Source organism: Endozoicomonas arenosclerae, from assembly GCF_001562015.1.
Classification (GTDB): Bacteria; Pseudomonadota; Gammaproteobacteria; order Pseudomonadales; family Endozoicomonadaceae; genus Endozoicomonas_A; species Endozoicomonas_A arenosclerae.
The window spans coordinates 1-22451 of sequence record NZ_LASA01000058.1 but is presented as its reverse complement, the minus strand read 5'-3'; the positions used below and the strand labels follow the sequence as shown (position 1 = coordinate 22451).

23 protein-coding genes are annotated in these 22451 nt (G+C 47.8%); 18 read left to right on the top strand and 5 right to left on the bottom strand.

The window, feature by feature from the left end:
• Positions 1-129 precede the first annotated feature (129 nt).
• Entirely contained in the window at positions 130-435 is a 306-nt protein-coding gene (locus WG89_RS06640; RefSeq protein WP_062263143.1) for a PTS fructose transporter subunit IIB, read from the top strand.
• A gap of 109 nt (positions 436-544) precedes the next feature.
• Positions 545-3064, top strand: a complete 2520-nt coding sequence (gene ptsP, locus WG89_RS06635; protein ID WP_062263140.1) for a phosphoenolpyruvate--protein phosphotransferase — start codon at positions 545-547, stop codon at positions 3062-3064.
• A 42-nt stretch (positions 3065-3106) separates the two neighbouring features.
• On the opposite strand, the gene WG89_RS06630 is transcribed toward ptsP, so the two are convergent.
• The 3 genes from WG89_RS06630 to WG89_RS06620 form a co-directional block, all read right to left on the bottom strand.
• On the bottom strand, positions 3107-3613 hold the full coding sequence (locus WG89_RS06630) for a cytochrome b (RefSeq protein WP_153301462.1): 507 nt from the start codon (positions 3611-3613) through the stop codon (positions 3107-3109).
• 65 nt (positions 3614-3678) lie between these two features.
• Positions 3679-4899, bottom strand: a complete 1221-nt coding sequence (locus WG89_RS06625) for a lytic polysaccharide monooxygenase (RefSeq protein ID WP_172806729.1) — start codon at positions 4897-4899, stop codon at positions 3679-3681.
• A 236-nt stretch (positions 4900-5135) separates the two neighbouring features.
• Positions 5136-5717 (bottom strand): acyloxyacyl hydrolase, encoded by a 582-nt coding sequence (locus WG89_RS06620; RefSeq protein ID WP_062263132.1) that lies wholly within the window; start codon positions 5715-5717, stop codon positions 5136-5138.
• 525 nt (positions 5718-6242) lie between these two features.
• Here WG89_RS06620 and gspC point away from each other — a divergent pair.
• The 15 genes from gspC to tpx all read left to right on the top strand — a co-directional run bounded on the left by gspC (position 6243) and on the right by tpx (position 19805).
• Positions 6243-7139, top strand: coding sequence for a type II secretion system protein GspC (gene gspC, locus WG89_RS06615; protein ID WP_062263129.1), 897 nt, complete (start codon positions 6243-6245; stop codon positions 7137-7139).
• Between the two features lie 104 nt (positions 7140-7243).
• Positions 7244-9301: a type II secretion system secretin GspD gene (gspD, locus tag WG89_RS06610; RefSeq protein ID WP_062263167.1), complete on the top strand. Its 2058-nt coding sequence runs from the start codon at positions 7244-7246 to the stop codon at positions 9299-9301.
• Positions 9276-10826, top strand: coding sequence for a type II secretion system ATPase GspE (gspE, locus tag WG89_RS06605; protein ID WP_079253696.1), 1551 nt, complete (start codon positions 9276-9278; stop codon positions 10824-10826). Before gspD ends, gspE begins: the two co-directional genes overlap by 26 nt.
• The gene (gene gspF, locus WG89_RS06600; RefSeq protein WP_062263126.1) at positions 10826-12046 is read left to right on the top strand and encodes a type II secretion system inner membrane protein GspF; all 1221 of its coding nucleotides are present in this window, start codon (positions 10826-10828) and stop codon (positions 12044-12046) included. Before gspE ends, gspF begins: the two co-directional genes overlap by 1 nt.
• Positions 12047-12278: 232 nt before the next feature.
• Complete coding sequence (gspG, locus tag WG89_RS06595) at positions 12279-12737, top strand: type II secretion system major pseudopilin GspG (RefSeq protein ID WP_172806728.1); 459 nt, start codon at positions 12279-12281, stop codon at positions 12735-12737.
• Positions 12737-13306, top strand: coding sequence for a type II secretion system minor pseudopilin GspH (gspH, locus tag WG89_RS06590; RefSeq protein WP_062263120.1), 570 nt, complete (start codon positions 12737-12739; stop codon positions 13304-13306). Before gspG ends, gspH begins: the two co-directional genes overlap by 1 nt.
• A gap of 3 nt (positions 13307-13309) precedes the next feature.
• Positions 13310-13735 (top strand): type II secretion system minor pseudopilin GspI, encoded by a 426-nt coding sequence (gspI, locus tag WG89_RS06585; protein WP_079253695.1) that lies wholly within the window; start codon positions 13310-13312, stop codon positions 13733-13735.
• The gene (gspJ, locus tag WG89_RS06580) at positions 13732-14352 is read left to right on the top strand and encodes a type II secretion system minor pseudopilin GspJ (protein ID WP_062263114.1); all 621 of its coding nucleotides are present in this window, start codon (positions 13732-13734) and stop codon (positions 14350-14352) included. The genes gspI and gspJ overlap by 4 nt, the downstream gene beginning before the upstream one ends.
• Complete coding sequence (gene gspK / locus WG89_RS06575; RefSeq protein ID WP_062263112.1) at positions 14349-15350, top strand: type II secretion system minor pseudopilin GspK; 1002 nt, start codon at positions 14349-14351, stop codon at positions 15348-15350. The genes gspJ and gspK overlap by 4 nt, the downstream gene beginning before the upstream one ends.
• Positions 15347-16591 (top strand): type II secretion system protein GspL, encoded by a 1245-nt coding sequence (gene gspL / locus WG89_RS06570; protein ID WP_062263109.1) that lies wholly within the window; start codon positions 15347-15349, stop codon positions 16589-16591. Before gspK ends, gspL begins: the two co-directional genes overlap by 4 nt.
• Positions 16588-17109, top strand: coding sequence for a type II secretion system protein GspM (gene gspM, locus WG89_RS06565; protein ID WP_062263106.1), 522 nt, complete (start codon positions 16588-16590; stop codon positions 17107-17109). Before gspL ends, gspM begins: the two co-directional genes overlap by 4 nt.
• Positions 17106-17861: a type II secretion system protein N gene (locus tag WG89_RS06560; RefSeq protein ID WP_062263104.1), complete on the top strand. Its 756-nt coding sequence runs from the start codon at positions 17106-17108 to the stop codon at positions 17859-17861. Before gspM ends, WG89_RS06560 begins: the two co-directional genes overlap by 4 nt.
• A 177-nt stretch (positions 17862-18038) precedes the next feature.
• Positions 18039-18665, top strand: a complete 627-nt coding sequence (locus tag WG89_RS06555) for a winged helix-turn-helix domain-containing protein (protein ID WP_062263101.1) — start codon at positions 18039-18041, stop codon at positions 18663-18665.
• Positions 18652-19122: a hypothetical protein gene (locus tag WG89_RS06550; RefSeq protein WP_062263098.1), complete on the top strand. Its 471-nt coding sequence runs from the start codon at positions 18652-18654 to the stop codon at positions 19120-19122. Before WG89_RS06555 ends, WG89_RS06550 begins: the two co-directional genes overlap by 14 nt.
• 176 nt (positions 19123-19298) lie before the next feature.
• Positions 19299-19805 (top strand): thiol peroxidase, encoded by a 507-nt coding sequence (tpx, locus tag WG89_RS06545; protein ID WP_062263093.1) that lies wholly within the window; start codon positions 19299-19301, stop codon positions 19803-19805.
• Positions 19806-19926: 121 nt separating this feature from the next.
• Here tpx and WG89_RS06540 read toward each other — a convergent pair whose 3' ends face one another.
• The gene (locus WG89_RS06540) at positions 19927-20502 is read right to left on the bottom strand and encodes an outer membrane beta-barrel protein (RefSeq protein WP_062263090.1); all 576 of its coding nucleotides are present in this window, start codon (positions 20500-20502) and stop codon (positions 19927-19929) included.
• 643 nt (positions 20503-21145) lie between these two features.
• On the opposite strand from WG89_RS06540, the gene WG89_RS06535 reads away from it, so the two are divergent.
• Positions 21146-21583, top strand: coding sequence for a hypothetical protein (locus WG89_RS06535; RefSeq protein ID WP_153301461.1), 438 nt, complete (start codon positions 21146-21148; stop codon positions 21581-21583).
• A 101-nt stretch (positions 21584-21684) separates the two neighbouring features.
• Here the strand turns inward: WG89_RS06535 and WG89_RS06530 are convergent.
• On the bottom strand, positions 21685-22451 hold a 767-nt coding region (locus tag WG89_RS06530; RefSeq protein WP_062263085.1), incomplete at its 5' end, for an IS5 family transposase.

The window sequence follows — 22451 nt, the reverse complement described above, 5'->3', positions numbered from 1 at the left end:
AAAAATGTTGATTTCTGTCAACATTTTTAAGCTTTGGTACTTTTTTGACCTCAATGTTTGAATTTTACGATTCCCCCTGAAACTTGACCTCCCTACCATGAGCCCTGTAATCACCGGACAGGGCCAACCATGAATATTATCGCAGTGACTGCCTGTTCCACAGGAATCGCCGAAACATACATGGCGGCAGAAGTACTGGAGCGATGTGCCAGAACACGTGGACATTCCATTAAGGTAGAAACCCAGGGAGCACTGGGCATTCTCGATGCACTGTCCAGTCAGGATATAGAAAGCGCCGATATTGCCATTCTGACCAACGATATCGCCATCAATGGTAATGACCGTTTCACAGGTCTCAAAACTTTTCACGTTTCCATTGACGACATTCTGGAATCACCCCAGGACATCATATTGGCAATACATTCAGAGTCCTGAAGCCCTTCGTAATCAAGTCATTTTGATATTGGTGATCCATGCACATTAGATGCATCAGCAGAGTTTTCGATGCATACGACAGTTTACATATTTGTAGAAGCGCCAGACGATGAACAGCTCAGCCAGTTTTAATTACACTTTCCCTCTGCCCAATGGATTGCACGCCAGACCTGCAAGTTTTATTGAAGAGGCCGTAAAAAGTTACAGCGACTCCATTACTATTACCAACCTCCGCAATAACAAGGAAGCGGACGCACGTTCTGTGTTGTCGATGATCGCCTCCGATATTGCTTTGGATGACCCCATTCTGGTGAAGGTGACGGGTGAGAAAGCTGAGTCCACCCTGAATGAATTCAAGATATTTCTGGAAACAGAGTTTCTGACTTGCGATGAACCTCTGGCGGTTGTTGAAAATAAGCAACAAAAGCCGCTGCCTCATATGCTTCGCAGTGAAGAATTACAGAGCCTCCGCGGTGTTTCTGTCAGCCCCGGTATTGCCAGGGGCGTTCCGCTGGTTCTGGGTGAACCTCGTCTGACGTTAAACCCTGAAACTCAGGATAAAGCCGAAGTCACTGAAGAGCTGGCACGTTTTGATGAAGCGAGACAACACCTTAAAGCTCAGTTAGAGCATCAGGCTGAAACATCCGCAGGTGAAGAAAAAGCCATCCTTAAGGCTCATCTCTCTCTGCTCTGTGATGAAAAGCTGGTCAGCAGTATCTCTGAAGGCATTACCGGTGGATTATCCATCCTGTCAGCCATTCTCAAAACTCAGGAACACTTTACCCAGGTACTGGAAAGCTCCAGCAGTGAATATCTGCAGGAGCGTGCACTGGATATTCGCGATCTGTGCTCAAAACTGATTGTTGAAACCTATGGTGAAGACAGTTTTGAAAAGACAGACTGCCAGCTAATGGCGGATACCGTGTGCATTGCCAGTTCTCTGGCTCCCAGCCAGTTCCTGTCCCTGGATCGCAGTTTTCTGAAAGGACTGGTGCTGGAAGCGGGTGGTACCACTTCCCATACTGTTATTCTGGCCAGATCGTTTGGTATTCCGGTCATGGTAGGGGTTGAAGGTGCCCGTTCTCTGGCCGCTGGTGGCAATCAAGTCATTATGGATGCCAATCTGGGTCTGCTGGTCAGCAATCCATCAGAAAATGTTGGCCGTTTCTACGATCTCGAACAGAGCAAGCAAGAGCGACTGAGTCAACGACGTGAGAAGTATATTGATCAAACGGCTGTGACCCTGGATGGTCATCGCATTGAAGTGGCCGCCAATATTGCCAGCGCCGAAGAAGCTGAAGCAGCTTTTGCACAGGGAGCAGAAGGCGTAGGACTGTTCCGGACTGAAATGCTTTACATGGATCGCACAGAGCCACCCTGTGAAGAAGAGCAGTTCGAAATTTATCGCAAGGCTTTAACCTCTGCCAATGGCAAACCAGTGATTATTCGCACCATGGATATTGGTGGTGACAAGCCGGTAGATTATTTCAACATTGGCAATGAAGAAAACCCGTTCCTCGGCTACCGCGCTGTGCGTCTGTACCCTGAGTACCTGAATCTTTTCCACACTCAGTTGCGTGCCATTCTTAGAGCCAGCCAATACGGGCAGTGCAAAATCATGGTGCCTATGGTGGCCACCCTGGCAGAGGCCAAGTGGCTCAGAGAAGTTTTCAATAGTGTGGTTGAGGCTCTGAAAGTCGAGGGTGTTGAACATAACCCTGACGTACAGCTGGGCATCATGCTGGAAGTACCCTCTTGTGCTTTCATCATCGATCAGCTGGTTCGCTATGTTGATTTCTTCAGCATTGGCAGTAACGACCTGACGCAATATCTGTTAGCGGCAGACCGTGGCAACAGTAAGGTTGAGCATCTTTATGATTCTCTGAATCCGGCATTCTTGCGTCTGCTTAAGCATGTTGTCAGTGAAGCGCATAAGGCCGGTGCCTGGGTGGGCATGTGTGGTGAATTTGCCGGTAGCCCAGAGCACCTGCCTGTTTTGTTGGGGCTGGGTCTTGATGAAGTCAGCCTGAGTGCTCCTCGAATCCTTGAACTCAAGGAAGCCATCAGCCAGCTGACACTGGAAGACAGTAAACAGATACTGGAGCAAGCACTGCAGCTGGAAACTTCTGAAGAAGTGGCGGAACTTCTGAAAGGTGCGAGCCAGAAGAAAGAAGCCATGCCCATATTGGCTGAGCACTCCATCATTATGAACGCTGACTGCCGCAGTAAGGCAGAAGTGATCAAAACGCTGGTGGATAATCTGGACGTTAATGGCCGTGCATCGGATGTATTTGGTGCAGAAGAAGCAATCTGGGATCGAGAAGCCATCTCTCCAACCATGTTGGGCTTTGGAATCGCTATCCCGCACTGCAAATCAGACAGTATTGCAGTGAATAGCATCAGTATTATGAAACTGGCTGAGCCGATTCTCTGGAACGAAGGGGATCAGGTAATGACTGACACTGTTTTCATGCTGACTGTTCGTGCCAGCGAGGCGGGTAGTGTGCACATGCAGATTTTTGCTCAGTTGGCGCGCCGGATTATGCGAGGTGCTTTCCGGGATTCTCTGGCAGCCTGTACCAGTGAGCAGGAGTTGCTCGAGTTCATCAGCAGCGAACTGGAATTATAAAAATCAGGCAGGCAGCCTTCGGGCTGCCTGTTTTCATATCATTCAGATCATCTTGCGAATTATTCTTATCCCACTGATTTCGTGCTTGATAACAGCGACAATATGCAAGCTGATAAGAGAAGCCAGAACAACACAGCTGTATTTGTGAGCTCTTGCAAACAGAGTCGTTAACTCACCTTCTGCCAGCAGGTGAGGTATTTCAACAAGACCAAAAATACTGATTTCCCTCTCCATCATCATCACTCCAGAGACTAAAACTGCCGCAGTCGCTAAATAAATCAGTTGGTGCATGCCGTGTGCGATTTTCTGATTCAGGCGGCTGAGGTTCGGAGTATCCGGCTTTTTTGATAGAAGAGTGTGAAAGCAGCGAAGTATAAAGAAGGGAATAAACAGGGTAGTCAGTGAAACGTTGATGAACCCTATCCATTGATTCATCGTCGGGTTTTCGGAGACAAGGGCTACATAAAAGCCCGTTATACTGGCCCAGAGAATAACTCCGGCCGAAAGCCAGTGCAGCCATCGGGCAAGCGAAGAGTATTGGGTAGTCATAATCTTTTTTGTTCTTTGAGGGGGGGCTACTGAGGGGGAACCCTCAGCAGCCTGGTCGGTCATGCTTACAGCTTTTTCCAGGCGTCTTCCCAGTCGGAGCCGGTTGCTGGAGCGTAGAAATCAGGAGCTTGTGAACACCAGCCGGAGTTGGGGAAAGGCAGGCATTCATAAACATTGTTGTCTTCAGCCAGAACCCGTGTTCCATCGGTGTAGCTTTCAATACCTTCCGGATAGATGTACTCGTAATCTGGAACCGGAGGCAGGTCATCTGCTTTAGTCAATTCAGTGACAGGACGGTAATCTTCGTCAAAGGCCCAGACCATGTTTCTATAAACATTGTCTCTGTCGTACATGACATGATTCATGGCGTCGTGCCACTTACCAATCTGAACCTTGTCCTGATTTTCCGAGCGAGCTTTCATAGCCAGTTCGTAAGCCCAGATATCAATAGCCTGGTTGGCTTCAGTGATATCAAGCTTGGTATCGACTACTTCATTACCGCTTTCATTCAGAAGACGGAAGCGTACCTGGTCACCAGGCTCAGCAGAATCCAGAGACTTCAGGACATAGCGACCTACACGAATCGGATCAACTTCTGGTTCCGGCTCTGGATCAGGACCTGGATCAGGGTTGCCGCCATCGTCAGAGAATCTGACATCGGAACAGCTGTAGAAACCTTCATTTCCAGAATCTTCACGCTGCCAGCGCACGTACAGAATGCCTGTGCCAGTCCGTCCTTCAGGGATTTCGATTTCCATCCGATAGCGGTCATCTGAATCCTTAACAATATTGCCAAATTCAGTGATCAATTCGAGGTCATCCCAATCCAGAGTTTCGGAAGCGGAGTCAAACCCTTCCTTGCTCAGATAAATCCGCCACCAACTTGGGTCGTGGGGAGCGGTGGCATGAAACGAGATGGTGTGTTTCCCAGGGGCAAGATCGGTCTTTTGCCAGTGTTCAGAGGGCAGGTTGATTCCGTTGTAACCAGAAATACCCGCGGAACACAGCATGCCATCGGGAACGGCTTTTTCTACAGACTGCTGGTCATCCGGGTTTTCCGGGTTGGCGGCAAAACCATTCCAGTTATCGAACTGAAGTGTGCCTGATTCATCATAGGCTTGCTGGCAGGCTTCATTGGGAATGGAGTCATTCCAGTAGCCACTGTCTTTATAGCATTGGTATTGTCTGGCAATCGGATATTCCATAGCGCCGTGAGCGAACACATTGCATGAGAACGGTATTGAGAGCGCGAGCATTGAAATGCGTTTGAGAGGAATCGTTTTCAAAGCATGACATCCTGAATTAATTATTGTGATGTCTCTCCTGACAACCTTTCCTTCTTTCTGGAGCCTGTGCTGCACCCTTGAAGAAAAAGCTGAATACATCAGGAAAGCGGTTTCAGGGTACTTTGAAATTGTCGTTCAAAAGTATACGTAGTTCCCCTGTATCCCTACGGAGACTAAGTGTGTGTGTTTTTTTATGGTAGGGATAAGGGTTTCTTATCCCTGTTATAAGGGCGGGCTCAGAAGTGATAGGCTAAGGAAACCTGGATAACGTTTAAGTCCATATTCGGGCGCTTGATATAACCGTTGGAGTAATGAATCAGTTTGGCGCCCAGGTCAAAACTTTTATCAGACCCAAACCGTGCACCAGCACCCAGCATGGTTTCAAACTGAAAGTTTGTGCTCTTTTCCAGGGGCTCGCTGCCTTTGTAACGAATTCGGGTATCGCTGATCCAGCCTATTCCCAGACCTGCATCAAAATAATAGCGGCCACTTGGGCTTTGAAATTGCCAGACAGGCGTAAGGAAGAAGCCGTAAATATCATCGCCTCCCTCCACGCTGTGAGAAGGACTGGCTTCCAGCTGGTTGTCCCAGTAGCTCATGGAGGTATCAAGAAGAAAACGATCACTCCATTGTGAATCTTTCAGGTATCCCTCATCACTTAAATGCCATCGAAGAGCTAATCGAGTGGCCTTTACATCTATTTGGTTGGAAAGATCCGGTCCATAACTGAGTTGAATACTTTCCGGTTGAGCGAAGAGTGAAGTCGAAAAAACAGATAGCACCAAAGGTACTGCAGACAGAAAAGGTATTCTGGTCACTTCCTTAATCCTCAGGCATTCATATTGTTATTGTTTTTGGCCCTGTTCCTGGCCTGGCAGTTGTCGAAGCTGATTATGATTTCTGGATTTTGTTAAGAATATTTGCGAAATCAATCACATACTGACGACTTAAATAACCTGCCTGGATCAAAGAATACGTTGATTAAGTAAAGGTATCTACCTGACAGTAAAAATGAAACATGGGAAAATTAACATAAGCTGAACGACCCGCGTGAAATTAACTTCTGAACGTTTTCTTCTGAGTTTTTCAATAGAGTCAATAAGTTAAGAAAAAGATATAAGACAGTTGTCTTGATCTGGATCAAGGTGATTTGTCTTGAGGCCGCGTATATTGCTGGCTGCAAAAGAATTCATTGTTTTTGTAGGTGTTTGCACGTATAACAATTGTGTGTGGTACCTATGTACCATCTGTGGTGGCAGATGAGACATTTAAAACAAAAAAATTCTTCGCTGCCGGTTTAGTGTGCATCGGACAAATAAACGAATTAATAAATAAGCTGTACCATGTCGACAACCCTGCTAAACAGACTGAAGGGCCTTGGCTCTCTGTCGTCGCCTGACTTTAATATTGCCAGTGTGTTGTCACAGACTGGGGTAAGGCGACTTATTATCTGCTGTGAAGTGCTTCTGGTTATCCTTTTGACCCAGCAGCTGGCTCGCCTTACCTGGCAGTTTTTCGATACGCCTGAAGCAGCTTCTCAATCCTCGTGGAAGCCTCAGTCAGTGGCTGGTGACTCTCGTCAATCTGAAAAAGATATTTATCCAGCCCTTGATAGTCTTCATCTCTTTGGTCAAGAACCGATCAAGCTGACGCAAACCGATAACAGCAATATTGACCCCAATGCCGTACCTAAATCTCGCTTGTCTGCAAAAGTGACGGGTATTGTTGCCAGTACGGTGCCTTCTGATTCTGTAGCGGTGATTCAAACCGGTGGGCGCGATCGCACTTATCGAATTGGCGAAAAGCTTCAGGGATCTAATGCAGAAGTTAAAGATATTTATGAAGACCGGGTCATTGTTTTAAACAGAGGCAAGCACGAAGCCTTGTTATTGTATCCCGATGAAGCCGGTAGAAAAGTAGAAAAAAGAAACACCGGCCGTTTGACTGAAATACGTCAACAACTGATCTCTGATCCGGCCTCATTTACCGATTTTGTCCAGTTCACCACTGTTCAGAAGGATGGACAGCTTGTTGGGTATCAGTTGACGCCCGGCAAGTTTCCTGAAGTTTTCCGTCAATCGGGCCTAAAGCCTAATGATGTTGCCCTGTCTATTAACGGATATGACCTAAGCGACAGCAACGACACCATGAAGTTGCTGCAAGAAGTAAATCAGCTCGCCCAAATATCGATGACCATTGAGCGTGATGGCCGTCTCTATGAAATAGAAGTAAAACTATGATTGTCACAGGAAAGACAGGGTTCGACCAATCATCCCCTGAATTAATAAGAAGGCCTCAGGCCCCAAGTTTTGGCAAGCAGTTAAAAAGAAAATTTTGCTCGCTTATGGCTGGATTGCTGCTGGTCTCAGCTCCGGTATTTGCCAGTGAATATTCGGCAAGCTTTGAGAAAGCGGATATCAGCGAGTTTGCCAATACCGTTAGTGCCACTCTTAACAAAACCATTATTCTGGACCCTGCGGTTCGTGGTTCTATCACTGTTCGATCCTATGACAAATTAAGTTCTGAACAGTATTACCAGCTGTTTTTGAATGTACTGGAAGTGCATGGCTTTGCGGTTATTGAACAAGATAAGAATGTTCTGAAAATTGTTCAGGACAAGAATGCAAAAATGTCCGCTATTCAGGTGGCCGATTCAAAGAACCCGGGTGAGGGTGATGAGTTTGTTACCTGGGTATTGCCCGTTCAGAATGTTCCGGTAAGAGAACTCTCTCCCCTGTTGCGTCAGCTCAATGATACAGCAGGCAATGTAGTTCACTACGACCCATCCAATATCCTGCTCCTGACAGGTCGTGCTGCCAACGTTAAACGTCTGGTTGAGATTGTCAGAAGAGTCGACATGGTCGGCAACCGTAACTTCTCTGTCATCCAGTTGGAGTACGCTTCTGCTTCAGAAATGCAGCGAATCCTTACTTCGCTTCTACAGGAAAAAGGTGGCAAGGGCAGTGCTTCCCAGGTCACGGTAGTGGCTGATGACCGTAGCAATCGCCTGATTGTTGCCGGGCAGGCAAGGCAACTGCAGAAAGTGAATCGTATTGTTTATCAGCTGGATGCCGAACAGGAATCATCCGGTAATACCCGTGTTTTCTATCTCAGATACGCCAAAGCGGCTGATCTGAAAGAAGTCATGGAAGGTGTGGGCCAAACGGTTCAGGCTGAAAAAGACAGTGGTAAAGCGGTTCGCCGTAATGACCAGAAGTTCAGCATCAATGTTCATGAGCAAACCAATGCTCTGGTTGTTACCGCTCAACCTGACATGATGAAAAGTCTGGAAAGTGTGATCAAACAGCTCGACATCCGTCGTGCCCAGGTTCTGGTGGAAGCCATTATCGTTGAGGTCACAGACGGTGACGGCATTAACCTTTCATTCCAGTTAGCCGATGCCAACGGCTCCAGCATGATGCAGTTTAATGATGGCAGAACCGTGCCTATTGGCCAGATTATGGCGGGTTTGAGAGATGCTGAAGGCAAGCCGGGCTCAACCATTATTAGTGAAAATGGTGGCACGACTATCAACCCTGATCAGCCGGGTGACTACACAGCACTTTATGATGCTCTTTCAGGTGTTTCCGGTGCAGCATTCAGTATTACATCTGGTGATTGGACTGCACTGCTGCAAGCTGTGACCACTTCGAGCAAATCCAATGTTCTTGCAACTCCCAGTCTGATGACGCTGGATAACGAAGAATCTTCCTTCATCGTGGGTGATGAAGTGCCTGTTATTACCGGCTCTGCTTCCGGCTCTAACAATGACAACCCTTTCCAGACCGTTGACCGTAAGGAAGTAGGTGTGAAGATGACCGTTAAGCCCCAGATTAACGAAGGGGATTCGGTCAAGCTGGATATTACTCAGGAAGTGTCTGGTGTTAATGGTACGACTTCTGTCGACGTGACATTCTCCAAGCGTGAAGTAAAAACTTCTGTACTGGCGCGCAGTGGCGACACCATCGTCATTGGCGGACTTCTGGACGAAGACGTACAGGAAAGCGTCTCCAAAGTACCTCTGCTGGGTGACATTCCCTACATTGGTGCTCTGTTCCGCTCTACTTCCAGCGAAGTTAAAAAGCGTAACCTGATGGTCTTCCTGAGACCCACCATCATTCGTGACGACAATATCCTGACCAGCATCAGTGGCAAGAAATACAGCTATATGCGTGCTCGTCAGCTGGATCGTCGAGATCAGGGCGTTGAACTGATGCCTGATGCGAAAACCCCGGTTCTTCCAGAATATCCTTCTAACTCTGATCTGATGAACAGAGCCCGCCAGAAGATGGATGAGGCTGAACAGAAAGAAAAAGAGAAAGAAAAAAGCGCGAAAGAAGACGACAAGGTAGCCAGTAAACAGTCGGAGAAGAACGATGCAGAATCCGGCGATAACAGCTGATCAGGAAACTGAAGCCCTGGCTCAGGACGAAGCCCAGAGTGCTCCAGCGGGTATCCTGGAACTGCCCTTTGCTTTTGCCAGAAACCTGGGTGTTCTTCTGGAGCAAGAACCGCAGGGCAAACCTTGTCTGTATGTGAATGGCCAGCCTTCCAGGGCTGCCATTACTGAGGTGCGTCGCTTTGTAGCGGGCCCGATAGATATCAAATCTTTGTCAGAAGGTGAGTTTGAAGCTCGCCTCTCTGCTTACTATCAAAAAGACTCATCGGCTGCACGGCAGCTGATGAATGACATCGGCAATGATGAGGAGCTTTATTCTCTGGCAGAAGAGTTGCCGGACAGTGAAGACCTTCTGGATGCCGATGACGGCGCGCCCATTATCCGAATGATCAACGCCATGCTGGGTGAAGCGATCAAGGAAGGTGCGTCCGATATTCATATCGAAACTTTCGAAAGTTGCCTGGTCATTCGCTTCCGTGTGGATGGGGTTCTAAGAGAAATTCTTCGACCCCAGCGCAAACTGGCTGCTTTGCTGGTTTCCCGTATCAAGGTAATGGCCAAGCTGGATATTGCCGAAAAGCGGGTACCGCAAGATGGTCGTATTTCTCTGCGACTGGGTGGCCGTGCGGTGGATGTCCGGGTGTCGACTCTGCCTTCCCGTCATGGTGAGCGTATTGTATTGCGTCTGTTGGATCGCAACAGTGTGCGTATGGATATGTCCAGTCTGGGTATGACACCCAGTATTCATGAAGATATCAGTGAAGCCCTTCATAAACCTCACGGTATTCTTCTGGTTACCGGACCAACCGGTTCCGGTAAAAGTACGACGCTTTATGCCGGTTTGACTGAAATAAACGACACAGAGCGGAATATTCTGACCGTAGAAGATCCTGTGGAATATGACCTCGAAGGTGTAGGTCAGACTCAGGTGAACCCGAAGGTTGATATGACGTTTGCCCGAGGTTTGCGAGCTATTCTGCGTCAGGATCCTGATGTAGTGATGGTGGGTGAAATTCGTGACCTCGAAACCGCTGAAATTTCCATTCAGGCTTCCCTGACCGGTCACCTGGTCTTGAGCACCCTGCACACCAATACCGCTATTGGTGCTGTGACCCGTCTGCGGGATATGGGCATTGAACCTTTCCTGCTGTCCTCCAGTCTTCTTGGGGTTCTGGCCCAGCGTCTGGTTCGGACGCTCTGCCCTTCCTGTAAGGTGGCCCGAGAGCTCACGCCTCATGAACGCAAACTGATGGGGCTGGATGAATCCGACAGGAGCCTGGTTCATGAAGCCAGTCCTGAAGGTTGCTCCGAATGTCATGGCGGCGGCTATAAAGGCCGAACCGGTATCCATGAACTGTTCATGGTCAATGATGATGTACGACGCATGATTCATGAAGGAGCCGGTGAGCAGGCTCTGGAAGATGTCATTCGCCAAACCAGTCCGAGCATCCAGAAAGATGGCTTCCGGAAAGTCCTTGCAGGCAAGACTTCGATTGAAGAAGTGCTGCGGGTGACCAGGGAGGAATAATGGGCGTATTTGCATACGAGGCTCTGGATAAAAAGGGWAAAAAGCGCAAAGGGGTTCTGGAAGCAGACTCCGCCCGCCAGCTTCGTCAACAGTTGCGCTCGGAAGGCCTGGCTCCGGTTTCTATTACTGAATCGGAGCAGAAGAACAGCAGTGAACGCACGTCGTTTTCACTGTTCGAGAAAAAAGCCAGTCCGGGCGAAGTAGCCATGCTGACCCGTCAGCTGGCCACTCTGGTCGCGGCTTCTATTCCTTTGGAAGAATGTTTGCAGGCGCTGGCACGTCAGGTTCAGAAGTCACACCTCAAAGCCATGATTACCACGGTAAGGGCCAAGGTACTTGAAGGCCGTACATTGGCCGAAAGCCTGGCGATTTACCCAAAAACCTTCGACACCCTTTATTGCTCCATGGTGGCTGCCGGTGAGAAGTCAGGGCATCTGGATACCGTTCTGGAGAGGCTGGCTGATTACACAGAGCAGCGTCAGATCATTCGTGGCAAGCTGATTCAGGCCATGATCTATCCGGCGATTCTGACTATTGTGGCGGTCTCGGTTATTGCTGTTTTGCTGGCAACGGTTGTGCCTACGGTTGTTGAGCAGTTTGCTGATCTTGGTCAGGATCTGCCCGGCATGACCCAGGCTCTGATTGCCATGAGTGACTTTGTCAGGGATTACGGCTTTGGCGTACTGGGTGGTCTGGTTGCTTTGCTATTTCTCAGGCAGCGATTACTGGCTAACCCCAAACGAAGACTGACTTACGACAGAGTCATGCTGAAAATGCCCGTCATTGGTGAAGTAGGCGCGGGTGTTGATACTTCTCGCTTTGCACGAACCCTGAGCATTCTCAGCAGCAGTTCTGTGCCCTTGCTGGATGGTATGAGGATTTCGGCTGAGGTGATGTCCAACAGTTTTATTCGTAAGTCGCTTGAGCAGGCTTCCGAGCGGGTTCGTGAGGGCTCCAATCTGTGGATGGCGCTGGATCAGACACAACTGTTTCCACCCATGATGCTCCACATTATTGCCAGTGGTGAGAAGTCCGGTGAACTGGAGCAGATGCTGGCTCGTGCAGCAGACAGTCAGGATCGACAATTTGAAAACCAGGTGAACATTGCCCTGGGTATCTTCGGGCCTCTGCTGATTGTTTCCATGGCGGGCATGGTGCTGTTCATCGTGATGGCGATATTGACGCCGATGCTGGACCTGAACTCTCTGGTATCAGGATAAAGGTCAGGACTGTGTCTGACTCTGAATATTGAATCTTTTGTCCGCAATTTTTGAAAAATTTTCATGGCAAATGGTACTGGAGTTGTGCAAAGTCACTGGTGAAAAAATCATCAAAACACAATCCGCAGTAACAGCCGTTTTTCTCTACCTGTAAGGGGTGGCTGCTGTTTACAGCAAAGAACAGATGAGCCTGGCTCAGATCGGGCAGTATGACATTAGGAGATAATGATCAATGAATACGAAAAAGGCACACATGCCCATAGCGCAAAAAAGGCTCAAGCAACAGGGTTTTACCCTGATCGAGATCATGGTGGTCATCGTGATTCTCGGCGTTCTGGCCAGTATGGTGGCCCCGAACGTACTGGGTAACAAGGAAAAGGCTGACCAGCAGAAAGCCGTCAGTGACATCGTGGCGCTGGAAAATGCCCTGGACATGTACAAGCTGGACAACAATCACTTCCCATCCACCCAGCAGGGACTGGATGCTTTGGTTGAGCAACCTTCTGGTAACCCTCAGCCAAGAAGCTATCGTGACAATGGCTACATCCGTCGTCTGCCTCAGGATCCATGGGGTAACGACTACCTGATGCAGTCTCCCGGAGAATTCGGTGATATTGATATCTTCTCTGCCGGTCCTGACGGTCAGGCGGGTTCTGATGATGATATCGGCAACTGGAATATGAATTCCTGATGAAAAATGCCGGTTTCACCCTGCTTGAGATCATGCTGGTGATGGTATTGCTGGGCATTGCGACGGCGGTTGTTTTGCCCACTCTGGAACCAGGTGACAGTTCAGCTCGTTTGAAAACAGATGCTGAGCGCTTTGCTGCATTGGTGAAAACCGGCCATGAAGAGTCTTTGATCAAAGGCAAGGACCTGGGCGTCAAATTTACCCGCAACGGCTACCAGTTTATGGAGCGGGACGAAGGTAAATGGCAGCCTCTCCAGCAGGATCGAATGCTCACAGAAAAAGAACTGCCAGAAGCGATTACTCTGGACTTCAAACCGGGGGAGTTGGTCTGGCAGGCAGCCCTGGATGCAGAGCAACAGGACGACAGTAGCGCTCTGTTTGACGATGAAGAAGAGAGCAAGAAAAACCCTGATCTCTATATCTGGTCCAGTGGCGAAATCACTCCGGCAGAAGTACGGTTTCAATCCTCTAGCGATGCTCGTCGTTTTTTTAGCGTAATGATCAGAGAAACCGGTGAAGTGAAAGTGGTCAATGCGGATGATTACGATAAGAAAAGTGGCCGGAGCTGATGCATGAAACGTCATTCAGGTCACCCCACAAGATGTTTCAGGAGAGCTAAAGGCTGCTTCAGGAGGGCTAAAGGCTTCACTCTCCTGGAAGTCCTGATGGCCATGACCATTCTGGCCATAGCAGGTATCACGGTGTTGAGAACCACCAGTGAAAGCCTGGATAACAGCCAATACCTGAAGAATAAAACCATGGCTCGCTGGGTGGCTGACAACGAACTGGCTGATCTTTACCTGCAGCAGCAATGGCCACCACAAACCTGGAAAAAAGAAACCCGTGAACTGGCAGATCAGACCTGGCATGTGCGCTTCAGAAGTCTGCGAACCGGCGACGACAGTTTTCGAGCCATTCAGGTAGAAGTCAGACTGGATCGAGATGAGAAAAAACCGGCGCTGGCCAGTCTGCAAACCTATACGGTGAAGAAGTCATGACTCGTTCCAGACACCGTGGTTTTACTCTGCTGGAAGTGCTGGCAGCCCTGACTATTTTTGCGCTGGTCAGTTTGAGTGCCTGGCAGATTTTGCAGGGGGTTATGAGCGCCAGAGACGTTTCCAGTGATCATCAGAACCGTATTCAGGAAATTGACTACGCCATGATCGTGATGGAGCAGGACTTCCGGCAAATGATTGACCGGGGCGTTCGAGTTGATGGTGAATTGACCGATCAAAGTCTGTTTGCCGGAGAAGACATGCTGGAGTCGGATGACGAAGCGGCTGCTTTTATCCGTCTGGGTTGGAGAAACCCTCAGCAGAAACTGCCTCGTTCCGAACTTCAGAAGGTCAGCTACCGACTTAAGGATGGCGTGCTGGAGCGTCAGCATTTTTATGTTCTGGACCCTGAAGAGAATGCCGAGCCTGTGGTCAGGGATCTGCTGACTGATGTTCGCTCACTGAAGTTTCAATACTTTATTAATGGCAAGTGGGTCGAGAGCGTGGGCAAAACCCTGCCCCAGGGTTTGATGATAACTTTTGAGTTGAATGACCTCGGAGTTATTGAGCGCCGTTTCGTGCTGCCTGGCAGCTGGGAAGTTGAAGAGGAGGCTTCATGAAGGCTCCCTTTCTTAATAAACACCATACCAATAAACGTCGTCAGTCCGGTGTCGCGCTGCTGATAGTCATGTTTGTTCTGACACTGATGGTGCTGATTGCTGCAGAGATTACTTTTGGTTTCTCATTGCAGATGCGCCGAACGGCCTCACTTCAGCAAATGGAACAGGCTCGCTGGTATGGCCTGTCTGCAGAAGAGCTGGCTATTAAAGTGCTTCAGGACGAATTTAAAGAAAAAGAAGAAACGGTCAATCTGGGTCAGACCTGGGCCACCGGAGAAGTCACTTTCCCTGTAGATGGGGGAACCATCACAGGTGAGATCAAGGACGCTCAGGCCTGTCTGAATCTCAATGCCCTGCATGCAGCGGACAAAGAAGGTGAAGCGCCACCCGAGTTGAAGGTGTTTCAATCCCTGATGGAAGCTTTGGAAATTGAATCTTATCAGGCTGATGTGATTGCCCAGTCTGCCCGTGACTGGATTGATGGGGACGATACCCAGGGCTCAGGCACAGGGGCAGAAGACAATTATTATCAGTCATTACCGGTGCCTTATCTGGCCAGTAACACCAGTATGAGAGCGACTTCTGAGCTGAGAGCTGTCAAAGGTGTTAACGCCAGCATCATGAAAAGGGTAAAGCCTTTTGTATGTGCGCTGCCGGCGACCGAGATGAAAATAAATATTAATACCTTGTCGCCGGATCATGCGGCAGTGCTCAGCGCTCTGTATCTGGGTGATCTGTCGGTTGATCAGGCCAGAGAAGTATTGGAGCAAAGACCAGAAGACGGCTGGAAAAGTGTGGAGGAGTTTACTCAACAACCTTCTCTTTCCAACTTCAGCGCTGAAGGTACGAGTGAATTGATGTCGGTCGACAGTCAATATTTTGAAATGGATGCAACAGCTTCCTTTGCGGATTCGGAAGTCCAGATTAAGAGCCTGCTGCGGCGGGAAGAAGAGAATAAGTTCAGCGTGATTCGCCGACAGTTTGGAGGGCTTGAATGAGCCAGCATCTTATTATCAGGCTGCCCGGAGATCCCGGACAGCCCGTTCACTGGCAACTGTATCCAGTAGAGCAAGGGTCAGTGCTGCAGGAAACCGGTGAGGAGAAAGCCTCTTCTGGTGTTCTGTCGTCTATCGAAGCATTGAGCGTATTGGCAGAACAGTTTCCTGATACCAAAACCATTGCCCTGGTTCCGGCAGAACTGGTCAGCGTTCACAGTCTTCAGGTCGAAGGAAGCTTGAGCAAGGCCGTTATGAAATCACTGCCCTTTCGTCTTGAAGACGATCTGGCGGAGGATGTTGAGGATCTGCATATTTCGGTCATCGCCAAAGAAGATGATCAGGTTTATGTATCCGTGGTGGCCCAGTCCAAGATGGCTTTCTGGTATGAGGCCCTGAATCGCTCTGAGCTGAAGTTCAAAGTCATGATTCCGGAGACCCTGGCACTGCCATGGACAGAAGGAGAATGTTCTGCACTTAAGCTGGAAGATCGCTGGTTGCTGCGAGACGGTCGTTGGCAGTGGGCTACCTGCGACCCTTCCTGGTTGAACTTTTATCTTGCAGAAGAAGAGGGTTCCGAAGAAGAGCCTCTGAAAGTGAACAGCTTCAGTGAGGTTCCGGAAAACTGCCCGGGTGAGTGGTATCAGGAATCGTCCAACAGTGAAGACCCTATGGCTGTTCTGGCAGCCGGAGCTGTTAACGCTGCATCAGGTAAGAATAATGCCAACCTGTTGCAGGGGCCCTGGCAGGTTGAGTCGTCAATGATCAAGAGCCTCAAGCCCTGGGGGCTGGCAGCCGGGCTTTTGGCTTTCACGATTACCCTGTTCGCTGCACAAGCCGTTTTAAAGTCCATACAGCTGGAACAGCAGGCGGATCAGCTGCAGGCTCAGGCCCATGAAATTTACAGTGATATGTTCCCGGGTGAGCGGGTTGTACGTCTTCAGTCGCAAATGAGGCAAAAGCTGGCGGCGCTGAAGAGCAATCACAGTAATGACTCGGGTCTGTTGAAACTGCTGGATCAGACAGCACCTTTGTTCAAGCAACACCCTGAACTCAAACCTGTTACTTTGTCGTATAACCAGTCTCAACAGTCTTTGCGTCTGGAAGCCACGGCAAAAGACTTTGATACCTTTACCGCCTTCCGGGAAGAATCAGGAGAGCAGTTGGTGATTACCGTGGAAACGCTGGAAAAGAGCGGTGATCTGGCCAACGGAACGCTGATCATCAGGGGGAATGATTCATGAACGGAATCCTCGAACTCTTCAATGAGCGCTGGCAGCAGGCCCAGAGTTACTGGAATGGGCTCAGTCGCCGTGAGCAGCAGCTCTGTATGGTGGGCGGTGCTGCCATTATTGTCTGGGTTATCTGGCAGGGTATCCTGAATCCTCTGGCTGAGCGTCAACAGGCAGCCGAGCAAAGACTGGCTGCCAGCCAGAAACTCCTGTTGTCTATTCAGGAACAAGCCAATGAGATTGTTAGCTTGCGACAGGGACAGCCTGGCAAGACCCGTTATCTGGTTCTGCCATTGGATGAAATGGTAAACAGGACAGCAAGAGATTATAACCTGCGTATTACCGGTGTTCGTTCTGTACGCGATACTTTGCAGGTGGATCTTGATACTGTGGGCTTTGATCGTTTACTGGAATGGCTGGTCAATCTTGAGCAACAGGGAGGTGTTGAGATTCGGGAGTTGGAAGTGGAGGCTGCTGATAAGCCCGGACAGGTAAACGTTAATGCACTGAGAATACAGAAGAGCGCATGAAGAAGATAATTTCTCTGGCTGCACTGGCCGCAGTTTCTTACACAGGCTTTATGCTGGCTGAACTGCCCGCTGCGTTTGTCTGGAGTCATGCCCCCAAGATGCCGGGTATTGAGCTGGAAGGGCTTTCTGGCTCGGTCTGGTCCGGTTCGGCTCAGGAATTGACGCTCAATGGTGTTGAGCTTCAGGAAGTAAGCTGGGATCTGAAGCCATCCGCTTTATTGACTGGCAAAGTCAAAGCAGACCTTGAGGTAGGCGATGACTTTTCAGCTGTTGTAGGTGAGGCAACGGTTACCTACAGCTCTCAGGGCATAACTATTGAAGATCTTGAAGCCGACGCTTCGGCAGACTGGCTGCAACAGCTTGCTCCAATGCCTGTTCCGGCAACAGCCCGAGGTAATATCAACCTGGTAGCCGACACTCTGGTCTATTCGGAAGGACAGTGCGTAGAGCTGGATGGTCATATGGCTTGGGAAAGAGGCCGCATAAGCAGTCCTCTGGGTGATGTGAAACTGGGTAAGGCTGACGCTGATCTCAGCTGCAAAGGTAATACCCTGGAAGGCAAGATTCGTCAGTCTTCAGAGTTCCTGACCACTGATGCTATTTTCAGCTTTAACTTCAATGGCAGCTATTCACTCAATGGCAAAGTTGCCGAAGGTGAAGCTCTGCCAGAAAACATGAAAAATGGCCTTAAAGTATTGGGAAGACCGGATTCTCAGGGACGTTATCCTTTAACGTTCAGAGGACGGATTTAATTCGTCGTTTTCATAGCGCAACAATTTTATAACTGAAATCGCTTACATCCTTTTCCTTATTGTTATAAATTCCTTTCTCATTTCAAGAGGCTGTTGTTAAGGCAGTCTCCTTGATCTTTATTTATTAATCAATTTTTGAATCTCAAAATTCGATTCCGTTCGGAGGTATCAAGGTTTATGAATGCCGAGCCTGTGGTCGTTGGTGATTTTACCTATGACTCGGACAAAAGTTGCCTTGTGTTAAATGGTGTTATTATTCGTCTGGCAGAAAATGAAAAGAAGCTGCTGGATTTATTATTGCTTAATAAGAACCATCTGGTTGAAAAGAACGATATTATTGCAGCACTCTGGGGCTCAAAAAATATAATAGTCGACCATGGAAGTCTTAATACAGCGGTCAGTAAATTACGAAAATGCTTTAATGATTCTACCCATAACCCAAAGTACATAAAAACGGTACGTGGCAAAGGCTATGTGCTGATTGCAGATGTTAAGAGTATCCCATCTGATAGTGCTGAAATGCCTTCTTGTGATGAGGTAGCCAAGAGCCCGGGTGATAATGAACTCGGCAAGCCTGGCAAGCATGCTTTTAAAATCGTCACCGGTGTCGTTCTGGCTGTGTTTACTATGGCTATATTGGCTTATGAATACAGTAATATGCTTTACACCGCCCATGATGTGGTTTTGAACCCGTTTTTTGCTGAGGGGTCATCACAGTTCAAGCTCCACCATTATGCTCATGACTCTGCAGTCAGGTGTGAGAGGCTCATTGATAAAGTAGTGTGTACCAATGACAAAAACTAAATGGGTTACTCTTCTTCTGGGTATTGCAGTAGCTCTGTACTTTAGTCTGAGAGTTTTTATGCTGCCTGTTCTGGTGATGCTGTTTACCCATGCTCCTCTGTCCGGGTGTTATTCCTCAGAGACATTGGTTGATGATACAGAATTTAAAACCAAACGCTGCTTTTCGTTCATGGGTAGTATTGATGTTATTACGGTAGTCACCAATAAGCAGAAGCTGGATGAGGATATCTTTGTATCCTATACGTTAATTCCCAAAAGAATAGACGTAAGAAATTCAGTGGCGGAATACTCTATTACTAATGCCCATATGTCACCCGAGGTTGAAACCATTGAAAGTAAATGGAAATCGATTGGTGACATACAAATCAAGATAGACCCTCTGGAAAACCATGCGCTTGAATATAAATCACAGCTACTAAATGGAAAGAATGGTTACGAAGTTCTGCTGCCATGGTGAGGCAGTCGGTTCTTTATGAATATCAGGATCTGAAATAACCAGCCTGAAACAGGCTATTTAATCCTGTTTCAGTATAGGATCCTGGTGCTCTCTCTTATCCTTACTGGGCCTTTCAGGGCGGAGCTTTAAGAGCTTCAGACACCTGTCCCAGATAAAAATGTAAAAGGATCAAGACAATGAGCAATGTGACATTCCAGGGCCAACCTATCAGTCTGCAGGGTGAGTTTCCTCAACCCGGATCAAAGGCGCCAGACTTCACTCTATGTGGGAGTAATCTGGTGGATGTGGCTTTGTCCGAGTATCAGGGCAAGAAGCTGATTCTGAACATTTTCCCAAGTATTGATACACCTGTGTGTGCAGCCTCCGTGAAGGCTTTCAATCAGGCCGCCAGAGATTTGGAAAATACCGTAGTACTTTGCGTCTCTGCGGATCTGCCTTTTGCTCAGACCCGTTATTGTTCTGAAAATGATCTGAATGAAGTTAAAACAGCTTCTTTCTTTCGAAATAGTGGCTTTCCCACACAGTATGGAGTGGCTATTGGTGAGGGGGCTTTGAGAGCTCTCGCGGCAAGAGCAGTGATTTGTATTGATGAACAGGGAGAAGTGGTTTATTCAGAGCTGGTGTCTGATATAACCGATGAGCCTGATTATCAATCGGCTTTAGCCGCATCCATGCAGCCTTAAAATGTCTGAGTGCTGTTGGCAGATTTTGCCAGCAGCATAGCCTTCCTGATCGTCTACAGTCATTTCTCTTAGAGGTTGGAAGAGAAGTGCTGTCAGCTGGGCTTTTTGAGCCCGAAACGGCTTAAAAGTAGTAATTAACGTTGAGCTTCAGCTGGGTCTCGTTATCAAGCTTGACCTTGGTGCTGGTGCCCTTAGCTTTAACTTCTTTATCATGGGCCAGATAAATCACTTCTCCGCCGAAGCCCCAGTTTCCGGTTTTATATTCCAGTCCTGTTTGAGCACCGTAAACCAAACCGTTGAAATCTTTTGATTTGGAATCGAACTTTTCATAGCCCAGTCTCGGACCAATATTCCAGGTGATGTTCTGGGTAACAGGAACCAGGTAGTCGTATTGCATATATCCTGTCCATACATCTGTGTCATCAGAATCATGACTGTCCTTGGCTTTGTATGCCTTTCTATCCAAACCCAGAGTCATACGGTGGTTTTGATTCACAATGTATCCGCCATGAATACCGGCTACCACTCGACTTTCAATATCATCTGAGGTGCTGGGCTTTTTAGTTTTGACTTTTGTTTTATAAGTACCCAGATCAATACCGGCAAAAGGTTCCAGGTCAGCAGCAGAAGCCAGCTGACTTCCTGTAGCCATAAGAATTAATGGCAGAGAGTAAAAAAGATTATTTCGAATTTTCATTCTTTAAGCCTTTTTAAAAAAGTGCATAGAACATCGTCGCGTTGTTCTATGCAGGAGGGTTACAACACAACAAACGTGGATTCATTGAAACTGATCTGGCCTGGAAGGAAAATATAGGTGTCTCTAGCTTAATTCAGAGGGGATTACTTAATTTTCAAATAAGTTGAATATTAATCAGGTTGTTTAAGGTCTTTATACAGGTTTGGGGAATTCTCTAGGTACTACAGCTTCTGGGCTGTACAGGTGTAGAGCAAGTAGTGGCAATATATCTTCTGGTATCGAAAGCCCTACATCATGTTCAAAAATTTCGATCAAATTCTAAATTTCTCGCTCATTAAACATGTAAAAAGATCGATTCTCTCAACCTGCTTTCTATGATTAAACCTTAATCATTACCTTTTATGGGAGATGAAGTTTATTGTCGGTTCTGTCAGTTGGAAGGCTGCTCTTTTAAGGCAGTTTTTCAGGACACAGCCGAGTTAAGGTTTGGCCATGCTGTCTGGAAACAGACGCATGGTTCTTTTTAAACGGATTTAATGGGATTCATGGATGAGCCCACCTGTTGATTATTGAAGTGCTGATTATTTCCCTTCTTACACTGACGATGCTTCCTGAAATAATTAAATTAGTCTGGAGTCAGAAAATGAAAGTCATACAGGTTTCAGCGTTTCTTTCACTCTTCTTCTATTTGCCATTGAGCCAGGCGGTGATTCTTAATATCGATCTTATGAACAACAGTGATTCTCCTGTTTTTCATTCACTCATGGATTTCAATGGTCCGGTAAATATCAGAAAACGGGTGTCTGCACTCTACTCGGAAGATAAAAAAGAAGACAACGTTCTGGTGATTGATACATCAAAAAATGATATCGACTTGTCTGATACGTCCAGGTTTAAAAACTACAACACATTGGTATTGATCGGTACGCCTCGAAGTAATCAGGCCCTTTCAACTGATCTTCTAGATTTTGGTGTTGCCAGAGAGATACTGACTATCCATAACATCCAGAAGCCTGCGGATATAGAGATCTCGACGTATCGCTACAAAGAAAATACTAGGGAACCTGCGAATAACCTCTAATTTACTTCCCTTCTTGAATCGAGTTCGAAGTAGGACTGAAATCAGAGGTCTCAACCCCTTATTTGTATGATATTTAGCCACTTTCGTGACTTCAGGGCGGACTAACCCTGTGCCCGGATCATTTGATCCAGTCGAACAATATTCGCCAGGGCAAATAAAGTAGACAGTTTATTGTCATTCTTCTTCAAACCTCGATACCTGGCTTTTATAAATCCAAATTGACACTTAATGATTCTGAAGGGGTGTTCGACTGCTGCTCTCAGACTGGCCTTGGTAAATTCCAGTTTGATGGGCMCCTTATTTTTTCGGGGATGCTTCTTCAGCTCTTTCAAGATGCTGGGCTTTTCAGCTATGAACCACTCAGCTTCACAGGACTCCAACTCTTTCCGATTCTCGGCCCCGCGATAGCCGGCATCTGCAAAGATAAATTGCTCATCCCCGTGCAGCAGCTGCCCTGCCTGATTCAGGTCATGTTCGTTAGCTGGGGTGGTCGTCAAGCTGTGTGTAAAACCTGTTCTTGCATCAACACCTATATGGGCTTTCATGCCAAAGTGCCATTGGTTGCCTTTCTTGGTTTGATGCATATCCGGATCTCTTTTTCGGGCAGTATTCTTGGTAGGCGTCGGCGCTTCAATAATAGTGGCGTCAACCAAGGTACCTTCCCTGAGAATAATACCCGCATCGGTTAACCAGCTATTGATCTCCTGAAAAATAGCTCGACCCAGATGATGTTTTTCCAAAAGATGGCGAAAGTTCATGATTGTTGTGCGATCGGGTATAGGTTTGTCCAGAGTTAATCGGGCAAACAATCTCATGGAAGCTATTTCATACAAACCGTCTTCCATACCTTCATCGCTGAGGTTATACC

What these genes read in the sequence shown, in the direction of transcription:
- WG89_RS06640 (WP_062263143.1), top strand. Translation starts at nt 130, where the DNA reads ATGAATATTATCGCAGTGACTGCCTGTTCCACAGGAATCGCCGAAACA.
- ptsP (WP_062263140.1), top strand. Translation starts at nt 545, where the DNA reads ATGAACAGCTCAGCCAGTTTTAATTACACTTTCCCTCTGCCCAATGGA.
- WG89_RS06630 (WP_153301462.1), bottom strand. Translation starts at nt 3,613, where the DNA reads ATGACTACCCAATACTCTTCGCTTGCCCGATGGCTGCACTGGCTTTCG.
- gspC (WP_062263129.1), top strand. Translation starts at nt 6,243, where the DNA reads ATGTCGACAACCCTGCTAAACAGACTGAAGGGCCTTGGCTCTCTGTCG.
- gspD (WP_062263167.1), top strand. Translation starts at nt 7,244, where the DNA reads ATGGCTGGATTGCTGCTGGTCTCAGCTCCGGTATTTGCCAGTGAATAT.
- gspE (WP_079253696.1), top strand. Translation starts at nt 9,276, where the DNA reads ATGCAGAATCCGGCGATAACAGCTGATCAGGAAACTGAAGCCCTGGCT.
- gspG (WP_172806728.1), top strand. Translation starts at nt 12,279, where the DNA reads ATGAATACGAAAAAGGCACACATGCCCATAGCGCAAAAAAGGCTCAAG.
- gspH (WP_062263120.1), top strand. Translation starts at nt 12,737, where the DNA reads ATGAAAAATGCCGGTTTCACCCTGCTTGAGATCATGCTGGTGATGGTA.
- gspI (WP_079253695.1), top strand. Translation starts at nt 13,310, where the DNA reads ATGAAACGTCATTCAGGTCACCCCACAAGATGTTTCAGGAGAGCTAAA.
- gspJ (WP_062263114.1), top strand. Translation starts at nt 13,732, where the DNA reads ATGACTCGTTCCAGACACCGTGGTTTTACTCTGCTGGAAGTGCTGGCA.
- gspK (WP_062263112.1), top strand. Translation starts at nt 14,349, where the DNA reads ATGAAGGCTCCCTTTCTTAATAAACACCATACCAATAAACGTCGTCAG.
- gspL (WP_062263109.1), top strand. Translation starts at nt 15,347, where the DNA reads ATGAGCCAGCATCTTATTATCAGGCTGCCCGGAGATCCCGGACAGCCC.
- gspM (WP_062263106.1), top strand. Translation starts at nt 16,588, where the DNA reads ATGAACGGAATCCTCGAACTCTTCAATGAGCGCTGGCAGCAGGCCCAG.
- WG89_RS06560 (WP_062263104.1), top strand. Translation starts at nt 17,106, where the DNA reads ATGAAGAAGATAATTTCTCTGGCTGCACTGGCCGCAGTTTCTTACACA.
- WG89_RS06555 (WP_062263101.1), top strand. Translation starts at nt 18,039, where the DNA reads ATGAATGCCGAGCCTGTGGTCGTTGGTGATTTTACCTATGACTCGGAC.
- WG89_RS06550 (WP_062263098.1), top strand. Translation starts at nt 18,652, where the DNA reads ATGACAAAAACTAAATGGGTTACTCTTCTTCTGGGTATTGCAGTAGCT.
- tpx (WP_062263093.1), top strand. Translation starts at nt 19,299, where the DNA reads ATGAGCAATGTGACATTCCAGGGCCAACCTATCAGTCTGCAGGGTGAG.
- WG89_RS06540 (WP_062263090.1), bottom strand. Translation starts at nt 20,502, where the DNA reads ATGAAAATTCGAAATAATCTTTTTTACTCTCTGCCATTAATTCTTATG.
- WG89_RS06535 (WP_153301461.1), top strand. Translation starts at nt 21,146, where the DNA reads ATGAAAGTCATACAGGTTTCAGCGTTTCTTTCACTCTTCTTCTATTTG.